Here is a 17828-nt window from a genome sequence, read left to right as displayed (position 1 = left end):
GATCCCGAACGGTCATTCCGGGAAGTTCAGGACCCCGAGGCCGAGCTCGCGAGCCAGTCGTACGCGGCCCGCGCCGTGAACTCGGCCTGGCCGCCACGCAACAGCAGCCCGGCGTCGGCGAACGCCGGGTCATCGGCCTGCGCGGCGACGTACGGGATCGCGATGCAGCGCATCCCGGCCGCGTGCGCGGCGGCGGCGCCCGGCGCGGCGTCCTCGAGGACCACGCAGTCCGCCGGGGCGGCGCCCAGTCGGCGGGCCGCCTCCAGGAAGACGTCGGGGGCCGGCTTTCCGTGCGCGACCTCGTCCGCCGAGACGACGGTCGGCAGGTGGGCGGCCAGGCCCGTGCCCGTCAGGATCGCTTCGATGGCGGCGGGCGAGGAGCCCGAGGCCACGGCCATCGGGACGCCCGCACCGGCCAGCAGTTCCACGAACTTGCGCATCTGCGGGTACACGCGCGTGGAGGCGCGGGCCAGTTCCAGATAGCGGCGGTTCTTGTCGGCCAGCAGGGTGTCGAGGGGGGCTCGCAAGCCGTAACGATCCTTCAAGAGCGCGAGCGTCTCCCGGGTGCTGATGCCGACGTACTGCTCGTGGTCGTCCCAGGTGAAGTCCGTGATGCCCTGCGCGGCGAGCGTCAGACGCCCGGCCTCGAAGTAGTTCGGCTCGCTGTCCACGAGTGTTCCGTCGAGATCGAAGATGACCGAGGTACTTCCGAGAGCGCTCATGGGGTCCAGGATGCCAAGGCGCTACCGGTCGCAGTCGATCACCCTTTCGAAGCCCGGCCGATCGACTCCACCAGCGGCAACACCCGATGCGGGACGCGCTCGCGCAGCGCCACCTCGGTGCGGGTGCGTACGACGCCGGGCATGCTGATGAGCGCCTGGATCACATCCTCCAGGTGTGCGTTGTCGCGCGCCACGACCCGCGTGAGCAGATCGCCGCCGCCCGTGATCGAGAACGCCTCGATGATCTCCGGCACGGCGGCGAGCGCGGCGCCCACCTCGTCGAGATGGCCCTGCGTGACCTCGATGTGCACAAAGGCGAGGACGGGGTGGCCGAGCGCCGCGGGGGACAGTGAAGGGCCGGTACCGGTGATCACGCCGTCCCGCTCCAGCCGGTCGAGCCGGGCCTGCAGGGTGCCACGGGCGACGCCGAGCGTACGGGCGTACTCGCGCACGCTGGTGCGGGGCTGCTCCAGGAGCAGCCGCAGGATGCGGGTGTCGAGCTCGTCCACGGCCACGGTTCGTCGGTCTCCCTGCCGCCTGAGGTGATCTTCAGCGACTGTACCAATGGCTCAGTCCGGCTCGAGACCGCTGAGCCGGTTCACGCGGTCTGGGCGCGGGAGGTCGGGCCCGTGGCGGTCAGGGTCAGCTGCTGGGTCGGCATTTCGGGGCGTCGACGTGACTCCAGTGGTCCATTGGCTCCGTCCTGGCGATCACTCCGTCGACCGATTGAGCCAATGGTCCAGCAAATCCAGTGCCACTTGAGCCAGTGGGTCCGAGGGTGCTGTGATGTGCATGTCGATGGCGCTGCGGGTCCCCGCGGCGCCTTTTGCATGCCGGAACTCGTGCGCCGGAGCATACCGAGGCAAAAGGGGCGGGAAACAGTGCTGAAGAAGATGTTCGTGGCTCCGGATCCGGGACGGCTGCGCCTGCGCGGTGCGACCCGGGCCGTCCTCGGCATCGGTCTGGCGGTGGCCCTGTGCGGCCTCGCCGGTATCTCGCTGGTGGGGGCTGTCACCGGCGGCCTCGCGGCACTGCTCGCCCTCTTCACGGTCACCGACGCGACCGTGCGCGGACAGATGGCCACGACCGCGCTGCTGCCCGTCGTGGGCCTCCCGGTGCTGACCCTCGCGGCCGGCCTGCACGACCATCCGGTGGCGAGGGGCCTTTTCTGCCTCGCCGTGGTGGGCGTGGGGGTGTACGCCCGACGCTGGGGGCCGCGCGGTCACTCACTCGGCGTGTTCGCGTTCATGGCCTTCTTCGTGACGCAGTTCCTCCACGCGGTGCCTGGGCAGCTGCCGGAGCTGTACACCGCCGTACTGCTGTCCCTGGCCGCTTCCTCGACGGTCCGGTTCGGCCTCTGGTGCTACGAACGTCGGCTGCCGCCCGCCGCGACACCCGCCCCGCCGTCCGGCAGGGGCCTGGCTCGGCCGACCAGCCGCCAGGCGGTCCAGGCAACCGCCGCTGCCGCCTTCGCCCTGCCGGCGGGCCAGTTGCTGTCCCAGGAGCGCTGGTACTGGGCCGTCGGCGCCACATGGTGGATCTTCGTGAACACCACGTCACGAGGAGAGACCCTGATCCGAGGTTTCCGTCGGGTTCTGGGCACGGTGCTCGGCATCGGCCTCGGGGTGGCGGTCGTCATTCCGCTGCAGGGTGCGCCCCTCCCCACCGCCGCCCTTGTCGCCGTGTGCGTGTTCGGCATCTTCTACACCGCCGCGGTCTCGTACACGTGGATGATGCTCGCGGTGACGGTGATGGCCGAACTGCTGTACGGGCTCCTCGGCGTACTGGATCCGCAGCTGGTCGCACTGCGTCTGGCGGAGACCGGAGTCGGCGCCATCGGTGCCGCGCTGGCCGTCCTGTTCGTGCTGCCCATCACCACCCATGCCACCACGGACGCCTGGATAGCGCGGGCCCTCCGCTGTGTCCATGCCTGCACGGCCGAGGCGGCGACCCGCCTGCAGGGCTCCACCACCGCCGACCCGGCCGCACGCGTCGCGGAACTGGAGCTACTGCTGAGCAAGGTCCGGCTCTCCGTCGTGCCCCTGGTCCACCCGCTCAACCCGATGCGCGCCCGTGGCCGACGGGCACGTCAAGTCCTTGCCGCACTGGACAGCTGCGCTCACGAAGTGCGTGGACTGGCCGTCATCGCCTCGGATCCCGTGGCTTCCTGGGATGCCCGACTCACCGCCGCGTGCGAGCGAGTCGAGAGGGCCGTCGAGGCGCTCACCTCACCGGCGAGTCCGTGGGCCGTGATCCCGGTGAACGCTCGGTCGGCCGCGCTTCCGACGGAAGAACCGGCACTCGCGCACGTTCACGGGTTGGAACGGGCACTGGACGAACTCGCCGCGCCGCTGCGCCACTCCCAGGAGTCGAGACTGGTCCGTGCGTGACGTACGGCGCTGAAGCGATCGACACCGGCGCATGGTCACCGTGATCGCCGGTTTGCTGTACGGGCTGCTCGGCGCACGGCGGCACCGCCCTGTTCGACCGTGCCCTGCTCGGCCCCGCCCTGCTTGACCGACCGCGCCCGCGAGGTACGCGGCGAGGCTCGCGGTCTTCTGGTCCGGACCACAGATCATCCACTGCTACCGTCGGCGCCGAACAGCGCAGGACCGAGAGGGGACGACAGTGGCAGACGGCGGCGGGCGGGAACAGCGGGCGTTCATCGGCTCGTTCACGGCGGCGGGAGGCCTGGGTGTCCTCACCGCGGCCGTGCACCGCACCAGCGGCGCGCTGACCGTCCTGAGTGCGGTGGACGGCGTACCCGACCCCTCGTACCTCGCTCTGTCGCCCGCGCGGGACATGCTCTACGCGGTCAGCGAGACGGCCGATGGCGCGGTGGCCGCGTACCGCGTGACCGGCGACGAGCCCGAGCCGGCGGGGCCCTTGGTGTCGGTCGGCGGCAGCGGCCCCACGCACCTCAGCGTCTTCGCCGGACACGTCCTGACCGCCAACTACGGCTCCGGCAGCGTCACCGCCGTGCCCGTCCGCGGCGACGGCGCATTCACCGGCGCCGCTTCCAGCGTGCTCCAGCACACCGGCTCGGGCCCGCACACCCGGCGCCAGCAGAGCCCGCACGTCCACCAGGTACAGCCGGACCCCACCGGGCGCTGGGCGGTGAGCGTCGACCTCGGCACGGACTCCGTGCGGATCTGCGCCCTGGACGGCGGCAGGCTCACGCTGCACCGCGAGATCGCGCTGCGGCCCGGCTCCGGGCCCCGCCACCTCGCCTTCCATCCGCGCGGCGAACACGCGTACGTACTCAACGAACTGGCGCCCACCGTCACGGTCTGCCGCTGGAACGCGGCGGAGGGCTCGCTGCGGCCCGTCGGTGAGACGCCGGTGCTGTCGGGTGTCCCGGACGGTGACGCGTACCCCTCGGGCATCGTGGTGTCGCCCGACGGCCGCTTCGTGTGGACCGCCACGCGCGGCCCGGACGTCGTCTCCGTGCTCACGCCCGACGCGGTGGGCGAAGGGCTGCGGCTGGTCGCCACGGTGCCCTGCGGGGGCACCTGGCCACGCGCGCTGGCCCTCGACCCCTCGGGACGCTTCCTGTACGCCGCGAACGAGCGCTCCGGGGACGTGACCTGGTTCGCGGTCGACCCGGACACGGGTGTGCCGCGGCGGGGCGGCTCGGTGAGGGTCCCGGCGGCGTCCTGCGTGGTCTTCGGCTGACCCAGGGGGTGTCGTTCGGATCACCCCGGGTCCGCGACGCCTGGCACGGCACCCCGCATCACCCGAGTACGCCCAGTACGCGGGTCATGCTCCGCCTTGCGATGCACCGCACCATGCGCCGCGGCCTGATCCGAGGTGATCCGAACGACACCCCCTCGACGGTGATACGAGACGTCGTGATACGCGGCAAGGGCCCGCTCCCCCGAGGAGCGGGCCCTTCTGCGTTACCGGAGAGCGCCTGGGTCAGCGGACCGGCGCGCCCTGCGGCTGCTGCGGCGCGATGCCCAGCGCCGTCGTGTACTGGGCCAGCGCGAGCTTGCCGATCGCCGGGTACGGGCCGAGCGCCTCGGCGGCGGCACAGCCGACCTCCTTGGCGGCCGCGTCGAGCAGACCGGCGTCGATCTCCGGGCCGATCAGGTACGGCGCGAGCGCCAGCTGCTGGGAGCCCGAGTTGCGCAGCTGCTCGGCGGTGGCCGCGATCGCGCCCTCCTCGTCGAGCGCTGCTGCCATCACCGGCACGGCGAGCCGCGCGGCGAGCAGCATGCCGGTGATCCCGGCCGCCTGCACGGCCTCCTCGCCGCCCACGGAGGCGAGGATGATGCCGTCCGCGGCCGTCGCCACGGTGAACAGCCGGGCACGGTCGGCGCGTGCCAGACCCGCCTCGGACAGGCGCACGTGCAGCGCCTCCGCGAGCAGCGGGTGGGGGCCGAGCACATCGGCCAGGTCGGCCGCGACACGGCTCTCCATGACGGCCTGGCGGACCCGGCGCAGCAGCGCGTTGTCCGGACCGGCGAGCAGCGGCACCACGACGGCGACGGGGCCGTCGGGCCGTGCCACGTCCGCACCTGCGGCAAGGGCCTGCTCATAGCGGGCGGTGCGCTCCTCGGAGGCACGCGCGAGCACGGACTGCAGCGTGGGGAACTCGGCGTCGTCCCCGTCGAGGTACCCGATGCGGGCGTCGAGGCCGGGCAGCTCGGAGCGTGCGATGCTCACGACCTCCTCGGCGAGGCTGCGCGTGGCCGCGCTGGAAGTGCCCGGCACCGCGAGGACGAGCGCGGGCGCGCCCTCGGGAGCCGCCAGGGGTTCCGGACGGCGGTGCCGCCCGGGCTGGCGGGGTCGCGGCATTCGTACTGGCAGGCCGGACGCGGGCCCAGTGGGGGAGCTCATGGCGCCGCATGTTACTTGTTTCTTGGGCTCCCCTGTTCGGGGAGGGTGCAGGTGAGCGGTATCCGTCCGCTTTTGTCTGATGAGTTACGTGTGGATCAGAAATGATCAGTACCTTGGCACTTGCCCGTCCGGTACGGCGTTCCCTTGCGCCGTCCTCTCGGACGTCCCGGTGGCCACGTACAGCATCCGCTCGTCGCGGGGGAGCGTGAGTCGGTCGTCGGCCAGGTCGACGGCGATGCGCACGGTGCCGTCCAGGGGGTCGCCCGCCGCCGGTACCTGCCGCGCATGCGGCAGTCGTCCCGCCAGTTCCTCGCGCAGCGGTACGAGGAGGGGGTCTCCCATCTTGAAAAGGCCGCCGGTGAAGGCGACCTGGGCCTCGCCGACGTCCGGGCACACCGCGGCCGCGGACTCGGCCATGTGCCGGGCGGCCGCGCGCAGGATGTCCGACGCCACCGGGTCGCTCGCGGCGCACGCGGCCACTTCCGGAGCGAACGAGGCGAGCACGGCGGGCCGGTCGGGACGTGGATAGAGCTTGCCCGGCAGTCCTGGCACCGGCCCGAACCTCTCCTGCGCCCGCGCCAGCAGCGCCACCGATCCGCCACGGCGCCCGTCGAACGCCCGTACGGCCGCCTCGAGCCCGGCACGGCCGATCCACGCCCCGCCGCCGCAGTCGCCGAGCAGATGGCCCCAGCCGTCCGCTCTGCGCCAGCTCGCCAGGTCGGTCCCGACCGCGATCATGCCGGTGCCCGCGGCGATCACCGCGCCCGGCCGTCGGCCGAGTGCGCCCGTGTACGCGGTCACCGCGTCGGCGGCCAGCGCGAGCCGCCGCACGCCCAGTTCGCGCCCCAGCGCCGACGGGAGTTCGGTGCGCAGCCTGTCGCCGAGTGTGGCCAGGCCGGCCGCGCCGACGGCGACGGCTGCGAGCTCATCCACCCCGGCCTCGGCCATCAACGGCCCTGCCATCGGGAGCAGTTGCTCCAGCAGGTGGCCGGCGTCGATGCCGCGAGGGCCGGTGCGTACCGGTTCCTTGGATGTGAGCGGACCCACGCGGCGGGTGCCGGAGCCGCCGCGCAGGACGAGCACCACGCGCAACCCCGAACCCCCCGAGTCCACGGCCAGCACGCCGGAGTTCGTCACCACAGGCGCCCGCCATGATGGCGACGGTGGGGTGGCTTGTTCACTGGTCGCCACTGGCTCCCGTCCTCCCTGCTGACCGGCTGGGTGATCTGGTGGACCGGCTCGAAGACCTCGAACGAGGAGGAAGACTAGGGCCTGTCCGGCGGATCATGCCGGAGACGCGGGGTCTGGCACGCCGATCTGCGGCGTTGTCGTCGGTTGCCGACTCCCCCAAGTTCTCGGCTTCGCTCGAACAGGGGGGACCCCCATCGCGTCGACGCCCTCCTCCGCCTTGCAGCTCGGCGCACCAGACCCCGCTCACCCGCGCTGACAAGGCGCCGCTGCTTCCCTCCGACCTGATCCGCCGGACAGGCCCTAGCGCCGTGCGGCGGCCGCGTGTGCGGCGGCGTCTCTGTGTGTGTAGGGCCCCGATGTGTGCCAGTAGAGTGGCGCGTCGTGGCACCACGACCTTTGCATGAACTCATCGAAGCAGGCTGGGCGAAGGCTCTCGAACCTGCCGCCGGACGCATTGCCGCCATGGGGGACTTCCTCCGGGCCGAGATAGCTGCCGGCCGGACCTATCTTCCGGCGGGGGCGAATGTGCTGCGGGCCTTCCAGCAGCCCTTCGATGACATCCGCGTGCTGATCGTCGGCCAGGACCCCTATCCCACACCGGGGATGGCCATCGGGTTGAGTTTCGCCGTGTCGCCCGAGGTGCGTTCGCTGCCGGGCAGTCTGGAGAACATCTTCCGGGAACTGCATACGGACTTGGGGCTGCCCAGGCCGTCCAACGGCGATCTGACGCCATGGACCGAGCAGGGCGTGCTGCTGCTCAACAGGGCGCTGACGACGGCTCCACGCAGCCCGGCGGCGCATCGCGGCAAGGGCTGGGAAGAGGTCACCGAGCAGGCGATCCGGGCGCTGGCCGCGCGCGGCACGCCGCTGGTGTCGATCCTGTGGGGGCGTGATGCCCGCAACCTGAGGCCGCTGCTCGGAGATCTCCCGGCGATCGAGTCGGCCCATCCGTCACCGATGTCGGCCGATCGTGGATTCTTCGGCTCGCGCCCGTTCAGCCGGGCCAACGAGCTGCTGGTGAGGCAGGGCGCGCAGCCGGTGGACTGGCGCCTGCCGTAGAGCACTGTCGTCGCAGCGGCCGAGTGTCTTCACCCAGCTGACCTCCTGGCTTGGTTGTAGACGGGTCGTATGACGTTCGGGGACCGTCCTTGCTCGTGCCGGGGCGGTCTCTGGCATGCGCGCAGGGCATCCGCAAGCCAGAGATCGATCCGTGGGGATCACGCGGTGCGAGACGAGAGGCGCCGGCGGCCGAGGGAGGTCCCGCAGGCGCCCCTGCGCTCGCCAGCTCCTGGGGCGACTCCTTCTATCTGAATCCGGCTGTATCTGAATCCGGCTGTACGGGAATCCGGCTGTAGGGACTCCGGAGCCTCAGCCGACGACCGCGGCGCGCACGCACAGCACGTCAGGCAGGTGCGAGGCCAGCTGCCGCCAGCTGTCCCCGTCGTCCGCCGACGCGTACACCTCGCCGTTGCGATTGCCGAAGTACACGCCCGCCGGGTCCGCGCCGTCCGTCCACAGTGCGTCGCGCAGCACCGTGCCGTAGTGATCCTCGGTCGGCAGCCCGGCTGTCAGCGGCTCCCAGCTCTTGCCCGCGTCGGCCGTACGGAAGACGCGACACCGCCGGCCGGCGGGCACGCGGTCCACGTCCGCGTTGATCGGGAAGACGTACGCCGTGTCGCCACGGTGCGGATGCGCGGCCACCGCGAACCCGAAGGTGGACGGCAGGTCCGCGCCGATGTCGATCCAGTGGGCGCCCGCGTCGTCGCTGCGGTACACACCCCAGTGGTTCTGCAGATAGAGCCGGTCCGGAGTCGTCGCGTCCCGTGCGACCTTGTGCACGCACTGGCCGAACTCCGGGTTCGGATCCGGCAGGAACACCGCGGAGACACCGGAGTTGGACGGTGCCCAGCTCGCGCCGCCGTCGTGGGTACGGAACACCCCTGCCGCGGACACGGCGACCGTCACGGTCAGCGGGTCGCGCTTGTCGGTGAGGATGGTGTGCAGTCCTTCCCCGCCGCCGCCCGGCTCCCACTTCGAGCGCGTGGGGTGCTCCCACAGCGGGCGTACCAGCTCGAAGGACTCACCGCGGTCCTCGGAGCGGTACAGCGCGGCCGGCTCGGTGCCCGCGTACACCACCGCCGGGTCGGCCGCCGCCGGGTGCAACTGCCACACCCGCTCCAGCGAAGCCCCGGTGTCCTTGGGGAACTTGACCGCCGGCTGCGCCGGTTCGGCCCAGGTCCGGCCCAGGTCGTCGGAGTGGAAAACGGACGGCCCCCAGTGCGCGCTGTCACCTCCGGCCAGCAGCCGTGGCGTCTCGCCGCGGGTGTCGATCGCGACCGAGTACACGGCCTGCGCGTTGAAGTACGGACTCTCGTCGAATTCCCAGGCGCCGCCGCGCCTGCGCCCGATGAACAGTCCTTTGCGTGTGCCTACGGTGAGCAGTACGTCGGCCATGCCGACCTCCTCCGCGACGTCGTTGTCTCAGACACCGCCAGTCTGCACCCCGGCACTGACAGTCTCCCTGAACGCGACATCACCGCAGGCCGGGGCGGTGTCGTCGATCACCGGCGGCGGGTTTCGCGCCCCCGCGTGAGCGCGGGTACGGGGTCCTGGGACTCCTGGCACGGGCGGGTTGCCGGATTTGTTGTGAGCATTGGAGGGACTGATCCCGTATGGGAGGGCGATGTGGCATGTCCGTGCGGTCGTGAGGAGGATGCCATTGATGGCGGCATTCCGTGGTCCGAAGGTTCCGAAGGTGTGGCTGTGGCGATGGCGGCGCAATCCGTTGCGGCGTCGCAGCGACACCCTGGAGGCCTGGATCGTGCTCGGTGCCTGGGCGCTCACCGTCCTCGGCGGGGTGCTCACCGGTCTGCTGGCGACGCAGTCCGTGGAGGACGGCCTGGCACGGGAGCGGGCCGAGTGGCACTCCGTCCTCGCGTTGCTCACCGAGGACGTGTCGGGCTCGACCGAGCCGGCGACCGGCGCCGACATGGTGTGGGCGAAGGTCCACTGGACCGCGGCGGACGGCTCACCGCACGCGGGCCAGGCGCGGGTGCCCGTCGGAAGCTCCGCGGGCACCCCGGTCACCGTGTGGACGGACCTCGACGGTCGGCTCGTCACCAAGCCCGCCACCCCGTCCCAGGCCCGGCTGCGGGCCTCGCTGGTGGGAACCCTGGTGGGCGTGGGTGTCGCGGCCGTGCCCTTCGTCGGCGGGCGGCTCGTGCGCGGACGTCTGGAACGGCGGCGCATGGATCGATGGGACGAGGAGTGGCAGCGGATCGGGCCCCTGTGGGGGCGGAAAACGGGCTGAGCGGAGGAGGAAGCCCCGGCCGTGCCGGGGCCGCGCGTTCATGGACCGGATGCGGCACCTGGCCGCCGAGGCCGGTATTGCCGTCGTGACGGTCCCCGCGAAGAACACATCCAAGCACTGCCCGCGGATGACCAAGACTTGCCGGCTGGCCGAGACGGGACTTGTCGGTCAACCTCGATCGGTCGGTTGACGCGGTTGACGAGGCGCACATGCTCCGCCGGACCCCGCGTAACTTAATGCATATGATGTGCAGGTGCATAGCTACAGCATCAGATCGGCCACTGCTGACGACCTGGACGGCGCGCGTGCCGTGATGCTCGACACCGTCTACCGCGACTTCGGTACGGGATACGTCCCGCGCTGGCACGGCGACATCATCGACCCGTGCGCCGCCTACCTCGACCCCGCGCGGCACACGCTGCTCGTCGCGGTCGACGGACGCGACGGCGCGATCGTCGCGACGGCCGCGCTGGACTCGCGTGGTCCGGCGCACCCGCCCAACCCGCGTCACCTGGCCGCACGTTACCCATCGGGGGAGACCGCGCAGCTGCGCCGCGTGTACGTCCGCCCCGAGCATCGGCGACGTGGCCTGGCCCGGCGGCTGGTCGATGAACTGCTCGGCTTCGCGGCCGCGGACGGCGGCTATCGCGCGGTGTATCTGCATACGGATCCGACGGTGTCCGGCGCCGAGGGGTTCTGGCGGTCGCTGGGCAAGGTCGTGTGCGATGAGCGGGAGGAGCCGGGTGGCGGCCAGGCGATCGTCCATTTCGAGATCCCGCTCCCTTGTTGAAAATGATTGTCATGTAGCCTGCTGCCGTTCCCCCGCCTGTGACATCACCCGAAGAACGAGGACCATGCGCCCTGCCCACCGCCGACGACTCGCCGCCGGTCTGCTGCTCGCCCCGCTTCTCTCCGGCTGCTTCGCCTCCAACGGCGACGAGTCGTCGTCCCCCTCCGCGGACGGCGCCCGGCTGCGGGTGGCGCTGGCCTTCCCGCCGGCCGAGAACTTCTCCCCGTACGGCAGCGACGCCACCCTCCTCAGTCGCCTCGGCGTGACCGAAGGGCTCACCGAACTCGACGCGAACGGCACCGCGGCGCCCGCGCTCGCGGAGTCCTGGACCCGTGAGAGCAACCGCAGTTGGCTGTTCACCCTGCGCGAGGCGACCTTCCAGGACGGCACCGACGTCACCCCGTCCGCCGTCGCCGCCGCCCTCACCCACGCCGTCGGAGCGAAGGTCGCGCCCGCCGCCCTGTCCGGGGTCGAACTCACGGCGAAGGCCGCGGGCGGCAATCGGGTACGGGTCACCACCGCCGAACCCGACCCCGCACTGCCACTGCGCGTGTCCAGCCCCGGCCTCACCGTGCTCGCGGCGAAGGCGTACGGGAAGGGAGGCGCCGTCGACCCGGCCGGCACCGCCACCGGTCCCTTCGCACTCACCCGGACCACCGGCAGCACCGCGGCCACTCTCGACCGCTTCGACGACTACTGGGGCGGTCGCGCCCAAGCCTCCGGGATCGACGCCAAGTTCATAGCCGACGGCACGGCCCGCACCAACGCCCTGCGGACCGGCGAGGTGGACATCGCGGAAGCCGTTCCGGTCTCCCAGGCCGCCTCCCTCGCCAAGGGCACGGCGCGCGAAACGGCCACCACGCGCACCACGGGCCTGTACCTCAACACCGAGTCGGGCCCCTTCGAGGGCGCGGGGCTGCGGGCTGCGGCGCGGGCGGCCGTCGACACCTCGGCGCTGGCCAAGGGGGTGTACGAGGGACACGCCGACCCCGGCGTCGGAGTCTTCGGACCCGCCGTGACCTGGGCTCAGAGCAAGCGCGTGCAGCCGGACGGCCGCGCCCGGGCCGCAGATCCCGATGGCACCTCGGTCACCCTCGCCACGTACGACAACCGGCCCGAACTGCCCGAGGCGGCCCAGGTCCTCAAGCAGCAACTGGAGCAGGCCGGTTTCAAGGTGAACCTGGTGGTGCGTGAGTACTCACGGATCGAAAGCGACGTCCTGGCCGGGAAGTTCGACGGGTTCGTCGCCGCCCGCAACACCCTGCTCGACACCGGTGACCCCGTCTCGGTGCTCGCCGGCGACTTCACCTGCGACGGCGGTTACAACCTCGCGCTGCTGTGCGACAAGTCGGTCGACCGGGCCGTCGACCGGGCCGAGGGCGTGAGCGATGTCGAGCAGCGGCGGGACGCGACGATGACGGCCGAGGCCGCGATTCTCGGCACCGACGCGCTCGTCCCGCTCGTCCACCAGCGGATCGTCACCGGCGTCGCCACCTCCGTACGGGGCGTGCTCCTCGACCCGTACGAGCGTGCCCTCGTCGGCACCGGCACCCGGCGTTGAGCGCCGCGACATCATGGGAACAGGCAAGGCCCTCGCCCGGGGCAGCGGCCCCACCCTGCTCTGGCGCGTCGCCCTCACCGCACTCCTCCTCTGCGGGATCGGCCTGCTGCCCTGGCTGTCGCGCACCGACCCCGCACTCACCGTGCTCAAGGCACGGTCGGCGGAACGCGCCCCGAGTCCGGAGGTGTTGGCGGCAGTACGGGACGAACTCGGGCTGGACGCCGGGCTGTTGGGGTTGCTGGGTCAGTGGTTCGGCGGACTGTTGCACGGTGACGCGGGCCGCTCGTGGATCTCCGGCGCCGAGGTCGCGCCGTCCGTCACCCAGGCGTTGGGCGTCTCGCTGCTGCTGATGGCCGGGGCGCTGGCGGTGGCCGTCGCCACGGCCGGCGCGGTGTGCGCACGCACGCTGCGGCGGGGAGCACGGCGCCGCCGCGGTGGCGACGGCGCCGCGCTGCTGGCCTCGCTGCCCGAGTTCCTGACCGCGTCGGTGCTGGCCACCGTCGTGGGTGTGCAACTCGGCTGGCTGCCCGCGCTCGGCTGGTACGGGCCGCGGTGGATGCTGCTGCCCGCGCTCGCGCTCGGCCTGCCCGCCGGGGCGGTACTCGGGCGCATGCTCGACGACCTGCTGCCCGGTGCCTTCGCCGAGCCCTGGGCCCTCGCCGCGGCCGCGCGTGGTGTGTCCGGCCGGAGCATCGCACGTCAGGCGGTGCGCCGCTGTGTTCCCGGACTGCTGCCGAATCTGGGCCTGTTCGTGGTCGGTCTGACCGGCGGCGCCCTCGCCGTGGAGCAGATCTTCGACATCCCCGGCCTCGGCCGGACCACCCTCCAGGCCGCCCTCGCCCAGGACCTTCCCGTCCTCCAGGCCGGCACCCTGGCCCTCGTCCTGCTCGCCGCGGTCGCCGGGGGAGTCGTCCGCCTCACCGCCCGACTCCTGATCGGCCCCGCTCTGCGCGACGGTTCCCTCCAGTCCCTGCACCGCCCGGCGCAGACCGCACCCCGGACCGCGCCGCTGCTGTACGGCGCCGCGCTGCTCGGCGTGATGGCGCTCGGTCTGCCGCGCGACCCGCTCGCCCTGGACACGACCCTGCGTCTCCAACCCCCGTCCTGGGCCCACCCGTTCGGCACCGACGCGCTGGGCCGTGACGTACTCGCCCGGATCGCCCACGGCGCGTTCGACACGCTCGCCCTCGCCCTCGCGATCAGTGCCGCCGCCCTGCTGACCGGGCTGCTGCTGGGCCTCGTACCCCGCTTCTCGGGACCTCTCGTCGACACCGTCAACGCCCTGCCGCCGGTACTCGCCGCGCTCCTCGTCACGGCGGTCACCGGCAGCGGCCCGGCGACGCCCGCGCTGGCCGTGGCCGCCGTCGCCTGGGCCCCACTGGCCGCGCACACCGCGGCGCTGCTGCGACAGGAGCGCGCCACCATGCACTTGCTCGCCACCCGCGCCCTGGGCGCGGGCCCTCTCTATCTCCTTCGCCACGAACTGCTCCCCGCCGTCGTGCGGCCCGTCACCCGCCACGCCCTGCTGCGGCTGCCCGGCATCGCCCTGGCTCTGGCCGCCCTCGGCTTCCTCGGTCTCGGTGCCCAGCCGCCGTCCCCCGAATGGGGCCTGCTCCTTGCCGAGAACCAGCCCTACGCGGAGCGCGCCCCCTGGGCCGTCCTGGCCCCGGCCGCCGTACTCGCCCTGCTCGGCGCGTTGGCGGTGACCGCGGCGGACGGCGTACGCCGACCGTCGGCGACCGGCCGTTGGTGGGCATCCCGCCGTACGGCACTCCCCTCGGACGGTGGTCGGGAGGCTGCGCGAGCTGGATCGCGGGCACGGTGCCCTGGCCCTTGAGGAAGCGAGTGATGCGGCCGAAGTCCTCGACCTGGGTGTCGTTCCCGATGCCGAGGTCGTACGGGCTGATCCGGCCCTCGGGCGAGACGGCCGTGGCCTCGACGACGATCAGTTCCGTGCCGCCGGTGGCGCGGGCGGTGCAGTGGGCGAAGTGCCAGTCGTTCGGAGCGCCGGTGTATGCCTCGTACGATAAGCGCTCTATGACGACAGGTGTCAAACTACGAGAGGTCTCGTACAATAAAGCTCGTAACGACTCGATGGTTGGAGCCGCCGTGACGACCGCAGCCCCCGCAGGCAGCAGCCGTGATCTTCCGCACCCCCCGCCCGCGGAGATCCGTCTGGAGAGTGTGCTGCACGCGTTGTCCGACCCGATGCGGCTCCGGATCGTGCGAGAGCTCGCCGCCGGCGGCGACGAGCTCTCCTGTTCGCGCTTCGATCTGCCGGTCACCAAGTCCACCACCACGCACCACTTCCGGGTGCTCCGCGAGAGCGGGGTGATCCGGCAGGTCTACCGAGGCACGGCCAAGATGAACGCCCTGCGCAAGGGCGACCTAGACCACCTCTTCCCGGGGCTTCTCGACAGCGTGCTCGCCGCCGCCCGACAGGCCGACCGCCTCGGCTGAAACCGCCTTCCCCGGCAGGTGGTTGAAGAGCAGGTTCAAGACGATCGCGGTCAGGCACCCCGCGCTGATCCCGCTGTTCATCACCGTCTGGAACCAGTCCGGGAACTTCTCGTACACCGTCGGCACTCCGACCGGCAGTACGCCCACGGCCACCGAAACGGCCACGACGGTCAGGTTGTGGTTGTCCTTGAAGTCCACCTGGGTCAGCGTCCGCAGCCCGCTCGCGGCGACCGTTCCGAACATCACCAGGCCCGCGCCGCCCAGCACCGGCGCGGGTATCGCCGCGACGACCGCGCCCAGCTTGGGCAGCAGGCCGAGCAGGACGAGGATGCCGCCCGCGGCGGCGACGACCCAGCGGCTGCGGACGCGGGTCATGCCGACGAGGCCCACGTTCTGTGCGTACGCCGTGTAGGGGAAGGTGTTGAACACCCCGCCGAGGACGGTCGAGAGGCCGTCGGCCCGCAGGCCGTCGGAGAGCGTGCGCGGCTCGATCTTCCGGTCGGTCATCTCGCCGACCGCGATGAGGTCACCCGTGGTCTCGGTCATCGTCACCAGCGCCACGACCAGCATCGAGATGATCGCCGAGGCATGGAAGGTGGGCGCCCCGAAGTGGAACGGCGTGCTGATGCCCACCCAGTCGGAGTCCCCGACCCCGCCGAAGTCCGTGAACCCGAACGGCACCGCGACCGCGAGGCCCACCGCGATGCCGATCAGCACCGCGATCCGGCTCAGGAAGGCCGGCGCGAACCGCTGCACGCCCAGCACCACGGCGAGGACGAAGCCCGCGAGCGCCAGGTTCTTCGGCTCGCCGAAGTCCTCCGCGCCCGCGCCGCCGGCCGCCCAGTTGCCCGCCACCGGCAGCAGCGAGACCCCGATGATCAGGATGACGGTGCCCGTGACCAGTGGCGGGAAGAAGCGCAGCAGCCTGCCGAATACCGGCGCCAGCAACACGATCGCGAGGCCCGCGACGATCACCGACCCGTAGATCGCGGGCAGTCCGCCGCCGGTCGTCCCGATCAGCACCATGGGCGAGACCGCCGCGAAGGTGCAGCCCTGCATGATCGGCAGTCGTACACCAAAGCGCCAGAACCCCACGCACTGGATGAGCGTCGCGATACCGCAGACCAAGAGGTCCGCGGTGATCAGATACGCCAGATCGGCGGGCGACAACTTCATCGCCCCGCCCACGATCAGCGGAACGGCCACCGCGCCCGCGTACATCGCGAGCACGTGCTGCAGCCCGAAGGCGGCCAGTTGGCGTACGGGTGGGACCTCGTCGACGGGATGCACGGGTGCGGTGGTTGCCATGGACGCTCCAGGGGCGGCGGGCGGGGGCGGGGGGTGGTGCAACAGGACGAGACCGTATGGGGCTTGAACAGTTTGTTGATTTCCGGCCTGTTGCCGATATGTGTCATGCCCATCGACTTATGTCGCGCCCGTAGACGCGAACACGACCTCGCCGACCCGACCTACCCGACCTCGCCAACCCGACGGTGCCCCACCTGACTTCGCTAAGAAGTCCTCGCCGTTTGCGCCGCCGCCACCAGCGACGTCCAGTCGGGCAGCTTGACCACACTCCGCCCGAGTGAGGCCCCGAGCTCCGCCTCCGCGCGCTCGATCGCCTGCCATCCGGCCCACTCGACCGGCGCCGACCCGGCGGCCCGAAGCGCCGCGAGCGGATCCTCGGGCACTTCCCGTCGTACGAGCTCGAGGGCGTCCTCGAGCAGCGAGGCCACCGTCTCCTTGGCGCACGGCCGGTTGGTGCCGATGACGCCTGTCGGACCCCGCTTGATCCAGCCCGCCACATACTCGCCCGGCGAGATCGCCCCGTCCCGCAGCACACGGCCCGCGAGATGCGGCACCGTGCCGTGCTCCGGGTCGAACGGCAGCCCCTCGAGCGGCACTCCGCGATAACCGACCGAGCGCAGCACCAACTGCGCCTCGATGTCCTCGTACCGCCCCGTTCCCGTCACCCCGCCGCGCCCGTCCGGCGCCGTACGCTCGAAGCGGACCGCGGCCACGCGTTCACCGCCACCGCCGTCGTCATCGGCCAGCAGTTCCACGGGGCGCAGGAAGAAACGCAGCCGGATCCGGCGGGCCCGGTCCCGCGGCGTCGGCGTCGCCGCCCACCCCCGCAGCACCTCCACATTGCGGCGCTGCGCGGCGGGCAGGGCCGACGGGTCGACGTACTCCGGATCGAGCGCCAACTCCTCGGGGTCCACCACGACTTCGGTGTCCGGCAGGGCGCCGAGCTCGCGCAGCTCCTTGGTGGTGAAGCGGGCCTGCGACGGACCGCGCCGCCCCACCATGCTGATGTCCGTGATCTCGCTCGAGGCCAGTGCGGTGAGCGCCGCCTGCGGGATGTCGGTCGGGCTCAGCTCGGCCGCGCCGCGGGCCAGCATCCGGGTCACGTCGACGGCGACGTTCCCGACGCCGATGACCACGGCCGAGCGCGCGCCGAGCACGAATCCGGCGGTGGTGGAATCCGGGTGGGCGCTGTACCAGGACACGAACTCGGTCGCCGACCAGCTGCCGTGCAGCTCCTCGCCCGGCACCCCTAGATGGCGGTCGGTGGCGGCGCCCACGCAGTAGACGACCGCGTGGTACAGCTCCCTCAGTCGCGCCGGAGGCAGCCCGCCGGGGCCGACCTGGACGCCGCCCAGGAACCGCACCCGTTCGTCCTCCAGGACCGCCCGCAGATTGTTCTGCAGGGACTTGATCTTCTCGTGGTCGGGCGCCACGCCGTAGCGCACCAGGCCGTACGGGCACGGCAGCCGATCGAGGACGTCCACCCTGATTCCGGGCAGCCCGCTCTGCACGAGGCTCTGGGCGGTGTAGACCCCGCTGGGCCCCGAGCCGACGACGGCGACATGCAGCACGCGGAACTCCTAACCCGAAACCCGAACAGCCCGAGGAGGTCGCTGATGGCTCCAGGATTGCACCACCGGTGCT

15 protein-coding genes and 1 pseudogene are annotated in these 17828 nt (G+C 71.9%); 8 read left to right on the top strand and 8 right to left on the bottom strand.

The features are described from left to right. Positions 1-26 precede the first annotated feature (26 nt). Both ACX28W_RS07065 and ACX28W_RS07060 read right to left on the bottom strand, forming a co-directional pair. Positions 27-722: an HAD family hydrolase gene (locus ACX28W_RS07065; protein WP_458997877.1), complete on the bottom strand. Its 696-nt coding sequence runs from the start codon at positions 720-722 to the stop codon at positions 27-29. Between the two features lie 38 nt (positions 723-760). Then, on the bottom strand, positions 761-1237 hold the full coding sequence (locus ACX28W_RS07060) for an Lrp/AsnC family transcriptional regulator (RefSeq protein WP_458997876.1): 477 nt from the start codon (positions 1235-1237) through the stop codon (positions 761-763). A 366-nt stretch (positions 1238-1603) separates the two neighbouring features. Here ACX28W_RS07060 and ACX28W_RS07055 point away from each other — a divergent pair, with 366 nt between their 5' ends. Together ACX28W_RS07055 and ACX28W_RS07050 are read left to right on the top strand one after the other, a co-directional pair. Further along, positions 1604-3112: an FUSC family protein gene (locus ACX28W_RS07055; protein ID WP_458997875.1), complete on the top strand. Its 1509-nt coding sequence runs from the start codon at positions 1604-1606 to the stop codon at positions 3110-3112. Between the two features lie 238 nt (positions 3113-3350). Then, positions 3351-4397 (top strand): lactonase family protein, encoded by a 1047-nt coding sequence (locus ACX28W_RS07050; RefSeq protein ID WP_458997874.1) that lies wholly within the window; start codon positions 3351-3353, stop codon positions 4395-4397. Between the two features lie 243 nt (positions 4398-4640). Here ACX28W_RS07050 and ACX28W_RS07045 read toward each other — a convergent pair whose 3' ends face one another. Together ACX28W_RS07045 and ACX28W_RS07040 are read right to left on the bottom strand one after the other, a co-directional pair. After that, entirely contained in the window at positions 4641-5564 is a 924-nt protein-coding gene (locus ACX28W_RS07045; RefSeq protein ID WP_362071939.1) for a sirohydrochlorin chelatase, read from the bottom strand. A 105-nt stretch (positions 5565-5669) separates the two neighbouring features. Continuing rightward, the gene (locus ACX28W_RS07040; RefSeq protein WP_458998006.1) at positions 5670-6701 is read right to left on the bottom strand and encodes an N-acetylglucosamine kinase; all 1032 of its coding nucleotides are present in this window, start codon (positions 6699-6701) and stop codon (positions 5670-5672) included. A gap of 435 nt (positions 6702-7136) precedes the next feature. Here ACX28W_RS07040 and ACX28W_RS07035 point away from each other — a divergent pair, with 435 nt between their 5' ends. Next, on the top strand, positions 7137-7814 hold the full coding sequence (locus tag ACX28W_RS07035) for a uracil-DNA glycosylase (RefSeq protein ID WP_458997873.1): 678 nt from the start codon (positions 7137-7139) through the stop codon (positions 7812-7814). A 309-nt stretch (positions 7815-8123) separates the two neighbouring features. Here the strand turns inward: ACX28W_RS07035 and ACX28W_RS07030 are convergent, their stop codons facing one another. Beyond that, positions 8124-9209: a WD40/YVTN/BNR-like repeat-containing protein gene (locus ACX28W_RS07030; protein WP_458997872.1), complete on the bottom strand. Its 1086-nt coding sequence runs from the start codon at positions 9207-9209 to the stop codon at positions 8124-8126. A 268-nt stretch (positions 9210-9477) separates the two neighbouring features. On the opposite strand from ACX28W_RS07030, the gene ACX28W_RS07025 reads away from it, so the two are divergent. The 4 genes from ACX28W_RS07025 to ACX28W_RS07010 all read left to right on the top strand — a co-directional run bounded on the left by ACX28W_RS07025 (position 9478) and on the right by ACX28W_RS07010 (position 14253). Then, the gene (locus tag ACX28W_RS07025; RefSeq protein ID WP_458997871.1) at positions 9478-10065 is read left to right on the top strand and encodes an Rv1733c family protein; all 588 of its coding nucleotides are present in this window, start codon (positions 9478-9480) and stop codon (positions 10063-10065) included. A 253-nt stretch (positions 10066-10318) separates the two neighbouring features. Continuing rightward, entirely contained in the window at positions 10319-10855 is a 537-nt protein-coding gene (locus ACX28W_RS07020; RefSeq protein WP_458997870.1) for a GNAT family N-acetyltransferase, read from the top strand. Between the two features lie 64 nt (positions 10856-10919). Next, positions 10920-12416, top strand: coding sequence for an ABC transporter substrate-binding protein (locus ACX28W_RS07015; RefSeq protein WP_458997869.1), 1497 nt, complete (start codon positions 10920-10922; stop codon positions 12414-12416). A gap of 13 nt (positions 12417-12429) precedes the next feature. Then, positions 12430-14253: an ABC transporter permease subunit gene (locus ACX28W_RS07010; RefSeq protein ID WP_458997868.1), complete on the top strand. Its 1824-nt coding sequence runs from the start codon at positions 12430-12432 to the stop codon at positions 14251-14253. On the opposite strand, the pseudogene ACX28W_RS07005 reads toward ACX28W_RS07010, so the two are convergent. Continuing rightward, positions 14168-14428 (bottom strand): annotated as a pseudogene (locus ACX28W_RS07005) (oxidoreductase); the annotation flags it as partial. The gene ACX28W_RS07010 and the pseudogene ACX28W_RS07005 overlap by 86 nt on opposite strands. A gap of 82 nt (positions 14429-14510) precedes the next feature. Between ACX28W_RS07005 and ACX28W_RS07000 the strand changes: the two are divergent. Next, on the top strand, positions 14511-14876 hold the full coding sequence (locus ACX28W_RS07000) for an ArsR/SmtB family transcription factor (RefSeq protein ID WP_458998005.1): 366 nt from the start codon (positions 14511-14513) through the stop codon (positions 14874-14876). Here ACX28W_RS07000 and ACX28W_RS06995 read toward each other — a convergent pair. Both ACX28W_RS06995 and ACX28W_RS06990 read right to left on the bottom strand, forming a co-directional pair. Then, positions 14805-16184, bottom strand: coding sequence for a nucleobase:cation symporter-2 family protein (locus tag ACX28W_RS06995; RefSeq protein WP_458997867.1), 1380 nt, complete (start codon positions 16182-16184; stop codon positions 14805-14807). The two genes, ACX28W_RS07000 and ACX28W_RS06995, sit on opposite strands and share 72 nt — an antisense overlap. Positions 16185-16387: 203 nt before the next feature. Next, complete coding sequence (locus tag ACX28W_RS06990) at positions 16388-17755, bottom strand: FAD-dependent oxidoreductase (protein WP_458997866.1); 1368 nt, start codon at positions 17753-17755, stop codon at positions 16388-16390. Between the last annotated feature and the right edge of the window lie 73 nt (positions 17756-17828).

The organism is Streptomyces sp. SD15, assembly GCF_054462255.1.
The sequence above is the reverse complement of the archived record's forward strand: the minus strand, read 5'-3'. Positions and strand labels throughout refer to the sequence as shown.